Here is a 16,788-nt window from a genome sequence, read left to right as displayed (position 1 = left end):
GAGTGGGCGAGCAGGCTGAGGGAGCCTCGCGGCGGCCCTAGCCGAGCCTTTCCTCGACCTCGGCGCGGATCGTCCCCAGCAGCCCCGCGCCGCAGCGCCCGGCCTCGCTTTCCTCGTCGAGGATGGCGAGGAAGGCGGCGCGCTTGAACCTGCGGGTCGTGTCGGGCGGCAAGCCGCTCTCAAGCGTCGAGGCGACAAGGTCGATCATCCGCTCGGCCCCGTGCAGGCGTCCCCACAGGTAGTCGTTCTCGCGGTAGAAGCGGCTGAAGAAGGCCCCGAAATTGTAGAATTCGACCCCGCGCAAGGTGGCCCGCGTGCCCCCTTCGCGGATCGAGGTGGCATCGTCGGGCGAAATTCGGTCGACCTTGACCGGGTTGTATTCGTCGAGCCCCTCGCTCTGGAGCAGCGGCAGGGTGGCGACATCGTAGAAGGGAAAGCCGAGATAGGTCAGCAGCATCCGCCGTTTCAGCCCGCGTGGCATATCCTCGAGCGCCTCGATCAGCATTTCCTCCGCCTCGATGTCGGTTTCGGGCAGCAGGCGGCGCGCGGCGAGATGGTCGAGCACCGCGCCGGGTTCGTCGAGCACCTTACGAGCCAGAGCGGCGAAATCGGCGCTCAGCATCTCGCTGTCGTCGGCGGCGTAATAGAGCGCGAGGATGTCGTAGATCCGCTCGCGCGCGCGGTCGAGCGCGTCATCGGGGATTTCGGGATCGATTTCCCAGTCGCGCGACAGGCGGCGGGCGAGAAGCTGCAGGCGGCGGATGCGGAAACCGATGTCGTGCGCGCGGAAGAAGGCGATGGCCGCCTCGCTCGCGGTTCCATCCTCGCCCGTCAGCGCGTCCAGCCCGCGCGCGGCGAGTTCGGCGCGCAGCACGTCGCCGACAAGGCTCGCATCGCCAAGGCCGAGTTCGGGCGCGGCCTTGAGAGTCAATTGCGCGAGCCGGTCGATCAGCGCGGTGAACTTGGTCTGGAGATAGGCCGAAAACGCATACCCGGCGCGCGCGCCCGCCGCTTCGTGCGCCTTCGCGCGCCAGTTCGCGAGCCGCCGCGCGGTCGGGCGGTCGAGGAAGAAGGTGCGCCCGAACAGGCGCTCCACCGCGCGGTCGATCTCGGGCCGCATTCCCATCACGATCCGGCGCAGGCGCGCGGCATCGCGCGATTGCTGCTCGATGCGTTCGAGATCGTCGCGGATCGGTTGTTCGCGCGGGATGGTCGAAAGCGAGCCGAAGATCGCTCCGAAAAAACCGACCGGAGTGGCCGCTTCCTCGCTCACCGCGCGGACCCGGTCGGGGCGCGGGTCGATATAGACGAAGCGGCGGTCCACCTCGCGCTGGGCGACGCGCCCGCCAAGCGCGCGCAGGGCCGCGCCGAAAGGCGCGTTGACCAGCACCGACCCGTCGATCAGCGCGACTTCGTCGACCGTCCCGTTCTTGACGTGCCCCGGCATGATCCGCGCAAGGAAGGCGCCGCGGCTGTCCCAGTGATGCCCCTGCGATGCCGCGAGCCGGTCGACCTCGGCCAGTTCGAGCGGCGGGAACGCGCCCGGAAAGCTCGCCGTCGCGCGCGCGGCGAGCACCAGTTCGAGCGGGTCGGCGACTCCCACGCCGGGTTTCTCGCCCGCTTTCGAGCGGAAGGAGATCGGCATCCGGTGTTCGGTTTCCTGCGCGATTTCCGGCGAATGAAGCCGCAGCAGCTCGACATGGCCGCGAAAATCGGTCGCCGTCACGGCAAGGTCGAGCGGATGGCCCGGCGGCAGCAGCACCGGCCCCGGCGGCTGCGCGGCCATGCTCGCCAGCGCTTCGTAAAGCATGGCGGAGAAGCGATCGCCCGAAAAGGGCGGGTTGAACCAGCGCCCGCGCACGAGGCGGGAGACCTTGTGGCGGACCTCGGCGCGGGTTTCGGGCGAGACGCTTTCGCTTACCGCGTTGCCGGGGCGGGTCAGGAACCATTCGGCGATCGGCTGCGCCCAGAACTTGGCATAGCGCCAGAGCGGCTCGGCATCGGGATCGGTCAGGCGCGAGACGTCCGCGTTTTCGAGCCAGAGATCGGTCAGCGGCTCGAGGCTGTGGCCCGAACGAATCGCCTGGGCGAGGAAGACCGCGTTGATCCCGCCCGCGCTTGCGCCGGTCAGGATGTCGGGCAGGACGCGCAGGCGCAGGCCGTGGTCGCGCTCGATCTCTTCTAGCAGGCCGCGATAGACGAGCGCCACGCCGTCCAGCTCGTCCGACTGGTCGGGGTGCGACAGGAAAGCGCGGCTCGCGCGGGCGAGGTGCCAGATTTCCTTCGTGACGCCGTGCATATAGACGGCGAGGCTGACCCCGCCATAGCATACGAGCGCAAGCCTGAGTTCCTTCTGGCGCATGGGACAAACCCCTAAAGCATGGGCGCGGCAATGCAATTGCGTTCAGCCTTTGTTCCGGTTACAGCAGCGTGCATGGCGAAGGCGAAGAAACGATACGTGTGCCAAGCCTGCGGCAGCGTTTCCTCGCGCTGGCAGGGGCAATGTTCCGACTGCATGGAATGGAACAGCATCGTCGAGGACGTGCCCGCGACCGTGTTCTCGCAGAAGCACGACCTGTCGAGCGGGGGACGCAGGCTCGAATTCGTCCCGCTCGACAAGGAAACGCCGCTGCCCGTGCGCAAGACGACCGGACTGGCCGAATTCGACCGGGCGCTCGGCGGCGGGCTCGTGCCGGGGTCGGCGGTGCTGATGGGGGGCGATCCGGGGATCGGGAAATCGACCCTGCTGCTCCAGACCGCAGCCACCATCGCGCGGAGCGGGGCCGACGTGGTCTATGTCAGCGGGGAGGAAGCCGCCGGGCAGGTGCGCCTGCGCGCCGCGCGCATGGGCGTGGCGGATGCGCCGATCCGGCTCGCTTCGGACACCTCGGTGCGCGACATACTGACGACGCTGGGGGCGGGCGAGCCGCCGGCGCTGCTGGTGATCGATTCGATCCAGACCATGCATTCCGACACTATCGAGGGCGCGCCCGGCACGGTCAGTCAGGTGCGCGGCTGCGCATTGGAACTGATCCGCTATGCCAAGGCGAGCGGATGTGCGCTGGTGCTGGTCGGGCACGTGACCAAGGACGGCAATATCGCGGGGCCGCGCGTGCTCGAACACATGGTCGATGTCGTGATGAGCTTCGAGGGCGAACGATCCCACCAGTATCGCATCCTGCGCGCGCTCAAGAACCGCTTCGGCGCGGTCGACGAGATCGGCGTGTTCTCGATGGCGAGCGAGGGGCTGGAGGAAGTCGCCAATCCCTCCTCGCTGTTCCTGTCGGGCCGCGACCAGCCGCTTGCGGGAAGCGCGGTGTTCCCGGCGCTCGAAGGCACGCGGCCGGTGCTGGTGGAGATCCAGGCGCTGATCGTGCGACTGCAATCGGGCGCGACCCCGCGCCGGGCGGTGGTGGGGTGGGACAATGGCCGCCTCGCCATGCTGCTCGCCGTGCTCGAATCGCGCTGCGGGCTCAATTTCTCCTCGGCCGAAGTCTATCTCAACATCGCGGGCGGGTATCGCCTGTCGGACCCGGCCGCGGACCTCGCGGTGGCCGCCGCGCTGGTTTCGGCACTCGCCGACCGGCCCTTGCCCGACAAGGCGACCTTCTTTGGCGAAGTCTCGCTGGCAGGCGAAATCCGCCCGGTCGCCCACACCGGACTGCGCCTGCGCGAAGCGGAGAAGCTCGGCTTTGCCAAGGGTTTCGGCCCGTCCGGTGCGCGCACGGGCGGGACCGGGCTCGACTACCGCGGGCTCTCCCACCTCATGAACCTCGTTGACCAGGTGGTGGCCAGCGCATAACCGGATTCGCGAATGACCGGTTTCGATATCATCGTGCTCATCATCGTCGGCGTGGCCGCGATCGGCGGCTTCCTGCGCGGGCTCGTGCAGGAAGTGCTGAGCCTTGCCGCGTGGGTGCTGGCGGCCTTTTCGGTCTACTACCTCCACACCCCGCTGACCGAAGCGCTGCGCGATTATTACGATGCCGAGCCCGCGACCCCCATCCTCGCCTTCGCCCTGCTGCTGCTGATCCCCTATGCCGCGATGAAGGTGATCGCGGGCAACGCGGGCGAGGCTGCGCGCGGGTCGATCCTCGGGCCGATCGACCGGGTGCTCGGATTCGGCTTCGGCGCGGTCAAGGGCGCGCTCATCATGGTTTTCGCCTTCTCCGTCCTCGTGCTCGGCTTCGACACGATCTGGGGGTTCAAGGGGCGGCCGACATGGATCACCACCGCGCGCACCTACCCGGCTGCCGATGCTTTCTCGCAGGCGTTGGTCCAGATGATCGACGAGCGCCGCGCCGCGCTGCAGGCCGAACAGGACGCCGCCGAGGCCGCGGCGGCGGGCGAATGACCGGCAGCGCCGGGGCGCGGGCGGACAAGCTCTATTCGCCGAGCCTGCTGGCGCTGGCCGCCGCGCTTGCGGACTATCCGCTCACCGATGGCTTCGCGCTGACGGGCGAGGGACGCTCGCGCACCTGCGGGTCGACCATCGCGCTCGGCTTCGACGCGGACGGCGAGGGGCGCATTGCGGGGATCGGGATGCAGGTCGCAGCCTGTGCGATCGGTCAGGGCTCGGCGGCGATCCTCGCGGGCGGCATCGCGGGGCGCAGGCCCGATGAAGTCGCCGCTGCTGCCGCCGCGCTCGAGGCGTGGCTTTCGGGCGAGGGCGACCTGCCCGACTGGCCGGGGATCGAGGCGCTCGCGCCGGCGCGCGATCATCCGGGGCGGCACGGGGCGCTGCTGATGCCGTGGAAGGCGGCCGAGGCGGCGCTTTTACAAGCGGGCTCCAGCGGCTAGACACACGGCTTTCGGGTCACATGAAGGAAGACCGGGCGCAGCAATGCCGCCCGGCGGGGATAGGGATCAGATGGCAGAAGCACAGGCAGGGGCCGCCGCGGCGGGGATCGGCGAAGGTGCGGCGGTCGCCCAGCGCGAGCCCACCGACAAGGAAATCAAGCTCGTCATCGGCGCATCGAGCGCGGGCACCATCTTCGAATGGTACGATTTCTTCATCTACGGAACGCTCGCCTACATCCTCAAGGACGCCTTCTACGACGTCGAGAACGACACGCTCGGCCTGCTGCTGGTGTGGTCGACTTTCGCCGTCGGCTTCGCCTTCCGCCCGATCGGGGCGATCCTGTTCGGCTTTCTCGGCGACAGGCTGGGGCGCAAATACACCTTCCTCGTCACCGTCACACTGATGGGGATCGCGACCGCCGGGGTCGGCTTCATCCCCACCGTGGACACGATCGGCGTGGCCGCGCCGATGATCGTCATCGGCCTGCGCGTGATACAGGGCCTCGCGCTCGGTGGCGAATACGGCGGTGCGGCGATCTATGTCGCCGAGCACGCCCCGCCCGAAAAGCGCGGCTTCTTCACCAGCTTCATCCAGGCGAGCGTCGCGGGCGGTTTCGTCCTTTCGATCATCGTCGTCCTCGCCTGCCGTTTCATCATCCCCGAGGACGATTTCAACGCCTGGGGCTGGCGCGTGCCGTTCCTGCTGTCGCTCGCGCTGCTCGCGATTTCGCTGTGGATGCGATTGATGCTGTCGGAAAGCCCGGTCTTCCAGGCGATGAAGGAAGCGGGCGAGACTTCGGGCAATCCCTTTGTCGAAAGCTTCACCTATCCCGGCAACAAGAAGCGCATTTTCGTCGCGCTTTTCGGGATCACCGGCATCCTGACGACGATCTGGTACACCGCCTTCTTCTCGGCGCTCAGCTTCCTGAAAGGCCCGATGCACGTCGAGGCGCAGACGGTCGAGCTGATCCTATTGGTGGCGGGCGCGATCTCGATGAGCTTCTACCTTGTCGTGGGCAAGTGGTCCGACCGGGTCGGGCGCAAGAAGCCGATTGTCGTGGGCGCGGTTCTGACGCTCGCGCTGTTGTTCCCGGCCTTCTGGGGCATGGGGCACCTCGCCAATCCGGGCGTCGCCGCCGCGGCCGAGCGCACCCCGATCGCGGTCAGCGGCCCTGAATGCGAGACCGATCCCTTCGCCGAACTCTTCGACCGCGACCAGACCCGCTGCGGCAAGGTTCTCGAAACGCTCACCGCCTCGGGCGTGCCTTATACCCTTTCGGAAAGCGAGACGCTCACCCTCACGGCGGGCGGCGAGGCCATCGCACTCGATGAGGCATGGTTCACCGACGGGACCGCCCGGCGCGAGGGGATCCATGCGGCGCTTTCGGAATACGGCTTCGATTTCTCCAAGCAGGAGCCGCCCTTCCTCAACGTGCTCGGCATCGTCGGCATCCTGCTCGGGCTCGGGATGCTCTCGGCGCTGACCTATGGTTCGGTCGCAGCGCTTTTGTCGGAGATGTTCCCGCCCAAGATCCGCTATTCCTCGATGTCGATCCCCTATCACATCGGCGCGGGCTATCTCGGCGGGTTCCTGCCGCTCATCGCAGGGGTGATCGTGGCGAGCACGGGGAATATCTATTCGGGCCTGTGGTACACGTGGATCGTGGTCGGTTTCGGCCTGATCGTCGCGCTGTGGGGCATCCCCGGAGGACCGCCGCGCGACTTCGAAGAGGCCCATGACGCCTGACCCGCCCGCACCGACGCTCCGGCTGGAAATCGATAGCGAGGCGCTGGCGGCGAACTGGAAGGCGCTCGACGCGCTGTCGGGCGGCGCGGCGGCGGGGGCAGCGGTCAAGGCGGATTGCTATGGGCTCGGCGTCGACACCTGCGTTCCCGTCCTGCGCGCGGCGGGATGCCGCCATTTCTTCGTCGCGCACTGGAGCGAGGTCGCGTCCGTCGCGCGCCATGTCCCGGCGCGCGAAATCGCCGTGCTGCACGGCCCCGTCACCCGGGAGGAAGCGGAGTACGCCCGCGACATCGGCGCCGTGCCGGTCATCAATTCGCCCGAGCAGGCGAGCCACTGGACCGATGCGGGGGGAGGGCGCTGCCACCTGATGGTCGACACCGGCATCAACCGGTTGGGCGTCGCGCCGCGCGATCTCGGCGACCCGGCGATCCGCGCGCTCGAGGTCGACGTGCTTATGAGCCACCTCGCCTGTGCGGACGAGGACAGCGCGATGAACCTGCGCCAGCTCGAAGCGTTTCGCGCCGCGCTGGATCTGGTCCCGCACCGCGCCGCCAGCCTCGCCAACAGCGCCGGGATCGCGCTGGGGACCGACTACGCCTTCGACCTCACCCGCCCCGGCCTTGCGCTCTACGGCGGCATCCCGCGCGGCGAACTGGGCGAGACGATCCGCCCCGTCGCCCGCCTGCGCGCGAAGCTGATCCAGTGCCGCGATATCGAGGCAGGCGACAGCGTCGGCTACAATGCCGAATTCACCGCGCCCGCGCCGATGCGCGTCGGGACGGTGTCGATGGGATACGCCGACGGCTTCCTGCGCGCGCGCGGGCCGGGCAATGCCCTTTCCAGCGAAGGCCGACGCCTGCCCATCCTCGGCAAGGTCTCCATGGACATGGTGGTGGTCGACCTTTCCGATGCGCCCGATCTCGCCGCCGGGGACTGGCTCGACGTGCCCTTCGACCTCGTCGATGCTGCGCGGCAAAGCGCTCTGTCGCAATATGAATTGCTCACGGTTCTGGGCGCTCGCCTGAGGCGCTGAGTCGGTATTTGTTGCGCTGCACTTTGTGCAGGTGCTAAGCTGTCGCTTACTTACAAGGGCAGGGATCCTATCATGGCACGCAAAGCGAAAGAGGCCGACGCGGACGAGGCGATCATCATCAAGAAATACGCCAACCGCAGGCTCTACAATACGTCCTCCTCGAGTTACATCACGCTCGACGACCTTGCCCGCATGGTGCGCGAAAACATCGAGTTCCAGGTGCTCGACGCGAAGACCGGGGACGACATCACCCATTCGATCCTGACCCAGATCATCATGGACGAAGAGGCCAATGGCGGCCAGATGCTCCCTGTCAGCTTCCTGCGCGAACTGATCGGGATGTACGGCAATTCGATGCAGGCGATGATGCCCTCCTATCTCGAAGCGAGCATGGAGAATTTCCGCCAGAACCAGGCCAAGATCCGCGAGGCTTTCGAAAAGGGCCTGACCGGCGGGCCGCTTGCGGCGATTCATGAAACCAACATGGCGATGATGCGCGCGGCGACAGGCGCGTTCATGCCCGGCGCCAAGAGTGGCGGCGAAAAGCCGGTGCGCCGCGGCGACAATGACGGCGACACGGCTAAGGACGAGATCGCCGCCCTGCGCGAGCAGATGGCGGCGATGCAGAAGAAACTGGACGAGCTCGGCAAGTAGCCATTAGGGGCTCGCGCGAGCCTTTTGCAGCCAGCAGGATTTCATCCCCAGTGTCCCAGATCCGCCACGCGCTCAACGTGAAGCGCGAAGACGATTTCGCCAAGTGGTATCAGGAAGTCATCTCCGCCGCCGACCTCGCCGAAGAGTCGGGCGTGCGCGGCTGCATGGTGATCAAACCGTGGGGCTACGGCATCTGGGAACGCGTCCAGCGCCTGATGGACGACCGGATCAAGGCGGCGGGCATTGCCAACGCCTATTTCCCGCTGTTCATCCCGCTCGCCAATTTCGAGCGCGAGGCGAGCCATGTCGAAGGCTTCGCCAAGGAAATGGCGGTCGTCACCCACCACCGCCTCATCGCCGACGGCAAGGGCGGGCTGATCCCCGATCCGGAGGCGAAGCTCGAAGAACCGCTCGTCGTGCGCCCGACTTCGGAGACGATCATCGGCGATGCCATGGCGCGCTGGGTGCAGAGCTGGCGCGACCTGCCGCTGATGCTCAACCAGTGGGCCAATGTCGTGCGCTGGGAAATGCGCACGCGGATGTTCCTGCGCACGAGCGAATTTCTCTGGCAGGAAGGCCACACCGCGCATGAAAGCCGCGAGGATGCGCTGAAGGAAACCCACCGCGCGCTCGAAATGTATCGCGCCTGTGTCGAGGAAGACCTCGCCATGCCCGTGATCGCGGGCGAGAAGCCGGAGAACGAACGCTTTCCCGGCGCGGTCGAGACATGGTCGATCGAGGCCATGATGCAGGACGGCAAGGCGCTGCAGGCGGGAACGTCGCACTATCTCGGGACCAATTTCGCCAAGGCCGCGGGCATCCAGTACCAGGACCGCGAAGGCACGCAGCAATATTGCCACACGACCAGCTGGGGCACCTCGACCCGCATGGTCGGCGGTGTCATCATGACGCATGGCGACGACGACGGGCTGCGCGTGCCGCCCCGGATCGCGCCGCATCAGGTCGTGATCCTCCCCATGCTGCGGGACAAGCCCGAAGACGGCGCGCTGCTCGACTATTGCGAGAGCCTGCGCGCCGAGATCGCCGCGTCGTCCTCACTTGGCGAGCCGGTGCGCGTCCTGCTCGACAAGTCGCCGGGCAAGGCGTCGGCCAAGCGCTGGGACTGGGTGCGCAAGGGCGCGCCCGTCATCCTCGAGGTCGGCCCGCGCGACATGGAAGGCGGCAAGGTCGCCATGCTCCGCCGCGACGCCCTGTGGAACGCGGAGAACGGCAAGCCCGCCATGCAGTTCATCCCGCGCGGCGAGTTCGTCGGGAGCATCGGCGCGCTGCTCAAGGAAATCCAGAACGGCCTGTTCGCCGAAGCCCGCGCGCGCCGCGATGCGAACATCACGCGCGGTCTTGCCAGCTGGGAGGCGGTCGCGGAGTTCTTCGGCTCGAGCGGGAAGTATCCGGGCTGGGTCGAAGTCGAATGGGCGAAGCCGACCGGCGCGGCGCTCGAGGCGGTGGTGGAAAAGCTCAAGGGCGAAAAGCTCACCATCCGCAACGTGCCAAAGGATGCCGCTCCGGCGGAAGGCACCTGCATCTTCACGGGCGAGAAGGCGGTCGAGCGGATCCTCGTCGCGCGCGCCTACTGACCTTGCGTTGGCGCGGCTTTCCGGCAAGAAAGCCCGGCATGATCAGACGCATCGCATTGGCCGCCGCGATCCTTGCGGCCCCGCTCGCCGCCCAGACCGCACCCGAAGCCCCGGCCGACGAGGTATCCGAAGAGCGCCTGCGCGCCGACATGGACACGATCGTCGGCTTCGGCACGCGCCACACGCTTTCCGCGCAGGACGATCCCGAGCGGGGCGTGGGCGCGGCGGTGAATTGGGCATTGGACGAATTCCGCCGCATCGGCGCTGCCTGCGACGGCTGCCTCGACGTGCAGGCGGTGGGCAAGGTGGTCGAAGCCGACGGACGGCGCATCCCCGAGCCGACCCTCATCCGCAACGCCGTCGCGATCCAGCGCGGGACCGAGCGCCCGGACGAGGTCGTGATCGTCCAGGCGCATTACGACAGCCGCGTCACCGACCCGCTCAACGCCACCGACGACGCGCCGGGCGCGAACGATGACGGGTCGGGCAGCGTCATGGTGCTGGAGGCGGCCCGGCTGCTGTCGCAAAACGACTATCCCTCGACCATCATTTACGCGCTGCTGACGGGCGAGGAGCAGGGGCTTTACGGTGCGAACATCCTCGCCGACTGGGTGACGGAGCAGGGCTTCACCGTGAAGGCCGTGCTCAACAACGACATGATCGGCAATTCCTGCGGCTCGGACGGGTTTTGCGATGCCGAGCACGTGCGGGTCTTCTCCGAAGGGCTGCGCGCCGATTCGACCGAGCGCCTGCGCGCGCTCCAGCGGCGCTATGGCGGCGAGAACGACAGCCCGGGGCGCAACCTGTCGCGCTGGCTGGCGAACCTTGCAGCGGAACATCCGGAGGGGATGCAGGTGCGGCAGGTCTGGCGGACCGACCGGATGGGGCGGGGCGGGGACCAGATTCCCTTCCTCGACCGGGGTTATCCGGCCGTGCGCGTGACCGTCGCGGTCGAGGATTACGAGCACCAGCATCAGGATCTGCGCACCGAGGACGGCGTGAAATACGGCGACACGGTGGACGAGCTCGACTGGGACTACCTGACCCGCGCGACCCGGCTCAACGTGCGCGCGCTGCACCATCTCGCGATGGCGCCGATGCCGCCAACGCCCAGCGCCGATGCGGCCGTTCGAGTGGATACCAAGATTTCCTGGGACGCCGTGCCCGGTGCAGACCTCTACAAGGTCTATGCCCGCCGGACCGACGAGCCCTATTGGCGAAATTCGGCGCCCGTCAATGCCAAGTGGCCTGAAACCCTGATTTCCGAAGCGGCACTTGGGGCGGACATTTTCGCGCAGACCGTGTCCCTGCGCGGCGACGACTGGCTGTTCGGCGTTGCGGCCTGCAACGGCGCTTATTGCTCGCCCGTCGCAGCCGCCGTTCCCGGCGGCGCTTTCGAACCCGTCGAACGGCCCGAGGGTGACAGCGACTGACACCGTCTCCATATGGGAGGGCAATATGGCAAAACGCTCTCCCAAGCATCCGCAGGGCCTTCCGACGAAGAAGCAGGTCCTCGACTTCATCCAGTCCTCCGACCAGCCCGCCGGCAAGCGCGAGATCGCGCGCGCCTTCGGCCTCAAAGGGCAGGAGAAGATCAAGCTGAAGGCCCTGCTCAAGGACATGGCCGAGGAAGGGCTGATCGACGGCAAGAAGACCGCCTATCACCGCATGGGCGGCGTGCCCAAGGTGACGGTCCTGCGCGTGGTCGAGATCGAGGACGGCGAGGCGGTGGCGATCCCCGACAACTGGGCGCCCGATGCGGAGGATAAGCCCCGCGCCTCACCTTGCGCGAATTCAAGGGCAGGGGCGGCAAACAGGGGCCGGCGCTCAAACGCGGCGACCGCGTGCTCGCCCGCACCGAGGAGCGAGATTCGGGCTGGATCGCCTACCCGATGAAGAAGCTTCCCGCGCGGACCGAGGGCCTGCTCGGCGTGGTCGAGGTCGACAAGGCGGGCAAGGCGTGGCTCGCGCCGGTGGACAAGCGCATCCGCAATGCCTCGCCCATCAGCGACCTCGGCGAGGCGGAAGAAGGACAACTGGTGCTGTGCGAGCGCACGGGCCGCTCCGAACGATCGGGCGTCAAGGTGGTCGAGGTGATCGGCGACCCGCTCGCGCCCGGCGCCTTCAGCCTCATCGCCATTGCCAAGCACGGCATCCCGCACATCTTCCCCGAGGAGGTCCATGAGGAGGCGCGGCGCGCTGCAAACCTGAAACTGTCGGAATCGAAGCGCGAGGACCTGCGCGCGCTCCCTATCGTCGCGATCGACCCCGCCGATGCGCGCGACCACGACGATGCGATCTGGGCCGAGCCCGACGGGAAGGGTGGCTACAATGCGCTCGTCGCGATTGCCGACGTATCCTTCTACGTGCGCCCGGGCTCCGCGCTCGACCGCGAGGCGAGGAAGCGCGGCAATTCGGTCTATTTCCCCGACCGCGTCGTGCCTATGCTGCCCGAAATCCTCTCCGCCGACGTCTGCTCGCTGGTCGAGGACGAAACGCGTGCCGCGATGGCCTGCCACCTCCATATCGACGCCGAGGGCAAGGTGAGCTCCTTCCGCTTCACCCGCGCGCTGGTGAAGATCCACCACAACATCGCCTATGAGGACGCGCAAGCCGCCGTCGACAACGGCAAGCCGCCCGAATATCTCGAACACCTGTGGGGTGCGTGGAAGCTGCTCGCCGCGGCGCGGGCGAAGCGCGACCCGCTCGACCTCGACCTGCCCGAACGGCGCGTGCAATTGAACGAACAGGGCCAGATCGAGGAGATCGCCGTGCGCGAACGGCTCGACGCGCACCGCGTGGTCGAGGATTTCATGATCGCCGCGAATGTCGCCGCCGCGAAAGCGCTGGAGGCGAAGAACGCTCCGGTCGTCTATCGCATCCACGAAACGCCGGCGCGCGAGAAGCTGATTGCCCTGCGCGACTATCTCCAGACCCTCGGCATGAAGCTGGCGCTGGGACAGGTCATCACGCCGGGCCTGTTCAACCGGATGCTCAAGGACGTCTCGGACGAGGCGGAGAAGGCGCAGGTCATGGAGGCCGTGCTGCGGAGCCAGATGCAGGCCTATTACGGCCCCGCCAATGCCGGGCATTTCGGCCTCGCGCTGGCGTCCTACGCCCATTTCACCTCGCCGATCCGGCGCTACTCCGACCTTCTCGTCCACCGCGCGCTGGTCGATGCCTATGGGCTCGAACAGCCCAAGCCGCCCGGCTCGCTGCCGCCCACGACCGGACTTGCCGACCGCGACCGGGCGAACCTCTCCCAGATCACCGACGCGATCAGCCAGACCGAACGCCGCGCGATGGAGGCGGAGCGCGACACGATCGACCGCTATGTCGCAGCCTGGCTTTCGGGCCGGGTGGGCGAGGTGTTCGACACGCGCATCACGGGCGTTCAGGGCTTCGGCTTCTTCGCCACGATCGAGGGGCTGGGCGGCGACGGGCTCGTGCCGATCTCGACGCTCGGCAATGACTATTTCAACCACGACGAAGCGGCCCATGCGTTGATCGGCGAGCGGACGGGCACGGTCTTCGCCGTGGGCGACCGGCTGAAGCTCAAGCTTGCCGAAGCCAATGCGCTGACCGGCGCGCTCAAGTTCGTGCTCCCCGACAGCGATACGAGCGAAATCGAACCGCGCGGGAAGCGGCCCGAAAGGAAGCCCCGCCGCGAAGGGCAGCGCAAGGCGGGCAAATACGCGGTCGGCAAGCGCGGTCGTCCGGGCAATATCCGCCACCAGGGGCGGCGCAAGAAGTAGCGTCGGAACGCGGGGGCCGGCGCGCTCATTGGTCTTGTGAACCAAGGAGAACCCGCCAATGCTCACGCCCGGACAGCCCGTCCCCGCACTCGACCTGCCGCTCACCATCGGCGCGCAATACGACCTTTCGAAACAGCGCCCGGACAATTTCACGCTCGTCGCCTTCTATCGCGGCAGCCACTGCCCCGTGTGCCGCTCCTATCTCGAGGAGATGGGCGGCAAGGTGCAGGCGCTCGCCGAGCACGGGATCAACCCGGTCGCGGTGTCGATGGATGCCAAGGACCGCGCGATGACGGTCGATTCCGACTGGAAGACCGGCGACCTGCCATTGGCCTACGCGATGGACGAGGGCACGGCGCGCGAATGGGGGCTTTACATCTCGCAGGCGCGCGAGGGATCGGACGAGCCGGACGTCTTTTCCGAGCCCGGCCTGTTCCTCGTCCGCCCCGACGGCACGCTCTACATGGCGCAGGTCCAGTCAGCGCCCTTCACCCGCCCGCCGCTCGACGACCTCATCGAGGGCATCGAGATCGCGCTTGATCAGGATTATCCCCCGCGCGGGCAGCGGACCTGAGGCTCAGCCGTGGTCGGCCTCGGCCTCGTCGTAGTTCTCGGGGATGATGTAGAGCGGGCAGGGCAGCGTGCCCGCATGAGCCGAGAAATGCATTACCAGCGGCCCCGGGCTGTTGCCGGCGGCGGCGCCGAGGATGAGGGCTGCGACTTCCTTGTGCGTGTCGAGGAATTCGCGCACGATTTTCTGCCCGTTGCCGATCTTTACCGAAATCGTCGGCATGATCCCGCTTTCGGCGAGCAGGTTACCCGCAACCCCGTGCGCGAGCATCTCCGCCCGGTCGCGCGCTTCCTGTTCGATCGTCGCCTGCACCGCTCCGAAAGCGCTGAAATTGGGCTGGCGCACGAGTGCGAGGATATGGACCGCGCCGCCCACAGCGACCGCGCGCCGCGCGGCGAAGCGCAGGGCGGAGCGCGATTCTTCGCTTTCATCGGTGACGACAAGGAATGTGCGCATTGCTTCAGGTCCGCTCCGGCTGGCGGGTATCCTGTCAAATTCGCTGCAATGCAAGACCTTGCCCGTGGAGCCGTGATAAGCCAGAGCGGAGCCGCGCGAGAAGGCAAGGGAGACCCACGCGACCATGGCGATTGAAATCAAGATGCCCGCCCTTTCCCCGACGATGGAGGAGGGCACGCTCGCCAAGTGGCTGGTGAAGGAAGGCGACCGGATCGAGCCGGGCGACATCATGGCCGAGATCGAGACCGACAAGGCGACGATGGAATTCGAGGCAGTCGAGGAAGGCGTCCTCGCCAAGATCGCCGTTGCCGAGGGGACCGAAAACGTGAAGGTCGGCACGATCATTGCCATGCTCGCCGAAGAGGGCGAGGATGCGGGCGACGTGACCGTGCCGGAGAAAAGCGCCGCGCCCGCGCCGACGCCGCAGCCCGCTCCGTCGCCCGCGCCCGCACCCAAGCCCGCCGAAAGCAGCGCCCCATCGCCCAGTCCCGCTCCCAAGGCGAAGGACGGCCCCGCCGCTTCCCCGACCGCGCGCAAACTGGCCGAAGCCAACGGCATCGACCTTTCCCAGATCGAGGGGACCGGCCCCAAGGGCAGGATCACCAAGGGCGATGTCGAAGCGGCGATGGGCGGCGGCGGAGCGGCTTCGGTGACCGGGGCCAGCTCCCCCGCTCCGGCCCCGCCTCCGGCGCCCGCACCTTCGCCCGCTCCTGCACCTTCCTCTTCGGGTGAGCGCATCATCGCCTCGCCGCTCGCCCGGCGCATGGCCGAGCAGCAGGGTATCGACCTTGCGCAGGTCACCGGGACCGGGCCCAATGGCCGGATCGTGAAGGCCGACATTGAAGGTTTTGACGCTTCCGCCGCCCCGGCTCCTGCGCCCGCGCCTGCGGCGGCCGCCGAATCGCCCGCTGCTCCCGCACCTCAGGACGTGCCCGACCACGGCGCGCCCTTCGAGGAAGAGAAGCTCTCAAACGTGCGCAAGGTCATCGCCCGCCGCCTGACCGAGAGCAAGCAGACCGTCCCGCACTACTACCTCACGATCGACATCCGGCTCGACCCGCTGCTCGACCTGAGGAAGCAATTGAACGCCAGCCTCGAAGCGGACGGCATCAAGCTGTCGGTCAACGACCTTCTGATCAAGGCGCTCGCCCGCGCGCTGATGCGCGTGCCCCAGTGCAACGTGAGCTATCACGGCGACACGATGCGCCGCTATTCGCGCGCCGACATCTCGGTCGCGGTTGCCGCGCCTTCGGGCCTCATCACGCCGGTCATCACCCACGCCGACACCAAGGGGCTGGCGCAGATCTCGACCGAGATGAAGGAGCTCGCCGCCAAGGCTCGCGAGGGCAAGCTGATGCCGCACGAATATCAGGGCGGCACGGCGAGCCTGTCGAATCTCGGGATGTACGGGATCAAGCAGTTCGACGCGGTCATCAACCCGCCGCAGGGCATGATCCTCGCGGTGGGCGCGGGCCAGCAGCAGCCCTTCGTGGTCGACGGCAATGTCGAGGTCGCGACCGTGATGCACGCGAGCGGAAGCTTCGACCACCGCGCGATCGACGGGGCGGAAGGCGCGCAGCTGATGGAGGCGATCAAGCAATTGATCGAGAACCCGATGGGGCTGGTGGTCTGATCGCAGCCCCCGACTGGCCTTGAGGAGCCATGCAGGATAGACCCGCAGCCATGATTGCACGATTTGCCACCCTCCCGCTCGGAACGCTCGCCCTCGCTTCGCTCGCTCTCGCATCCTGCGACAATCCGCGAGGCGACCGCGCCGACGAAACGCGGATCGAGCCTGAGACCATTGAGGCGAGCCCCGAAGCCGTGACCGACCCGGGCGAAGTGCCGCCGCGCGCGGTGCGGATCGGCTTCGACGGGCCGCGCTTCGATGCCTGCGCGGGCTACGGCCTCATTCGCGACCTGCCCGACGGCAACCCGACCCTCCCCGTGCGCGCGGCGCCTTCGCGCGAATCGGTCGAGGTCGACCGCATCGGCGAAGGGCAGGGCGTGTCGATGTGCCAGCAGGTCGGCGACTGGATCGGCATCGTCTACGCCCCCGAAGGCACGGACATCAGCTGCGGCACCAATTCTCCCGTCTCGAGCGTGCGCGCCTATGAAGGGCCGTGCAATCAGGGCTGGGTGGACGAGAACTTCGTCAAGCTCGTCGCGGGCTGAGC

The 16,788-nt window shown here is 67.6% G+C and carries 13 protein-coding genes and 1 pseudogene; 12 read left to right on the top strand and 2 right to left on the bottom strand.

All coding sequences use genetic code 11. From position 1 onward, the window contains the following. Window positions 1–37: 37 nt before the first annotated feature. Window positions 38–2,362, bottom strand: a complete 2,325-nt coding sequence (locus tag G9473_RS04920; protein ID WP_291136619.1) for a patatin-like protein — start codon at window positions 2,360–2,362, stop codon at window positions 38–40. Between the two features lie 72 nt (window positions 2,363–2,434). Between G9473_RS04920 and radA the strand changes: the two genes are divergently transcribed. The 10 genes and pseudogenes from radA (at window position 2,435) to G9473_RS04870 (ending at window position 14,158) form a co-directional block, all read left to right on the top strand. Then, entirely contained in the window at window positions 2,435–3,802 is a 1,368-nt protein-coding gene (gene radA / locus G9473_RS04915; RefSeq protein WP_291136616.1) for a DNA repair protein RadA, read from the top strand. Between the two features lie 12 nt (window positions 3,803–3,814). Next, window positions 3,815–4,354 (top strand): CvpA family protein, encoded by a 540-nt coding sequence (locus G9473_RS04910; protein WP_291136613.1) that lies wholly within the window; start codon window positions 3,815–3,817, stop codon window positions 4,352–4,354. Continuing rightward, window positions 4,351–4,800 carry an iron-sulfur cluster assembly scaffold protein gene (locus tag G9473_RS04905; protein ID WP_291136610.1) on the top strand — a complete coding sequence of 150 codons (450 nt, stop codon included), beginning with the start codon at window positions 4,351–4,353 and terminating at the stop codon, window positions 4,798–4,800. Before G9473_RS04910 ends, G9473_RS04905 begins: the two co-directional genes overlap by 4 nt. A gap of 70 nt (window positions 4,801–4,870) precedes the next feature. Then, on the top strand, window positions 4,871–6,547 hold the full coding sequence (locus tag G9473_RS04900; RefSeq protein ID WP_291136607.1) for an MFS transporter: 1,677 nt from the start codon (window positions 4,871–4,873) through the stop codon (window positions 6,545–6,547). Continuing rightward, window positions 6,537–7,580, top strand: coding sequence for an alanine racemase (gene alr, locus G9473_RS04895; protein ID WP_291136604.1), 1,044 nt, complete (start codon window positions 6,537–6,539; stop codon window positions 7,578–7,580). The genes G9473_RS04900 and alr overlap by 11 nt, the downstream gene beginning before the upstream one ends. A 72-nt stretch (window positions 7,581–7,652) precedes the next feature. After that, complete coding sequence (gene phaR / locus G9473_RS04890) at window positions 7,653–8,234, top strand: polyhydroxyalkanoate synthesis repressor PhaR (protein ID WP_291136601.1); 582 nt, start codon at window positions 7,653–7,655, stop codon at window positions 8,232–8,234. A gap of 50 nt (window positions 8,235–8,284) precedes the next feature. Next, window positions 8,285–9,829 carry an aminoacyl--tRNA ligase-related protein gene (locus G9473_RS04885; protein WP_291136598.1) on the top strand — a complete coding sequence of 515 codons (1,545 nt, stop codon included), beginning with the start codon at window positions 8,285–8,287 and terminating at the stop codon, window positions 9,827–9,829. Window positions 9,830–9,867: 38 nt separating this feature from the next. Next, window positions 9,868–11,262, top strand: a complete 1,395-nt coding sequence (locus tag G9473_RS04880; protein ID WP_291136595.1) for a M28 family peptidase — start codon at window positions 9,868–9,870, stop codon at window positions 11,260–11,262. Between the two features lie 25 nt (window positions 11,263–11,287). Beyond that, window positions 11,288–13,584, top strand: a pseudogene (gene rnr, locus G9473_RS04875) (ribonuclease R). 58 nt (window positions 13,585–13,642) lie between these two features. Next, a complete protein-coding gene (locus G9473_RS04870) occupies window positions 13,643–14,158 on the top strand; it encodes a peroxiredoxin-like family protein (protein WP_291136592.1) in 516 nt (171 codons plus the stop codon). A gap of 3 nt (window positions 14,159–14,161) precedes the next feature. On the opposite strand, the gene G9473_RS04865 is transcribed toward G9473_RS04870, so the two are convergent. Continuing rightward, window positions 14,162–14,611, bottom strand: a complete 450-nt coding sequence (locus tag G9473_RS04865; RefSeq protein ID WP_291136589.1) for a universal stress protein — start codon at window positions 14,609–14,611, stop codon at window positions 14,162–14,164. Between the two features lie 124 nt (window positions 14,612–14,735). On the opposite strand from G9473_RS04865, the gene G9473_RS04860 reads away from it, so the two are divergent. Beyond that, window positions 14,736–16,244 carry a 2-oxo acid dehydrogenase subunit E2 gene (locus G9473_RS04860; RefSeq protein ID WP_291136585.1) on the top strand — a complete coding sequence of 503 codons (1,509 nt, stop codon included), beginning with the start codon at window positions 14,736–14,738 and terminating at the stop codon, window positions 16,242–16,244. Window positions 16,245–16,294: 50 nt separating this feature from the next. Next, a complete protein-coding gene (locus G9473_RS04855; protein WP_291136582.1) occupies window positions 16,295–16,786 on the top strand; it encodes a hypothetical protein in 492 nt (163 codons plus the stop codon). Window positions 16,787–16,788: the final 2 nt, after the last annotated feature.

This window comes from Erythrobacter sp., assembly GCF_011765465.1.
Lineage (GTDB): Bacteria > Pseudomonadota > Alphaproteobacteria > Sphingomonadales > Sphingomonadaceae > Erythrobacter.
This window is presented reverse-complemented; position numbering and strand designations above follow the sequence as displayed.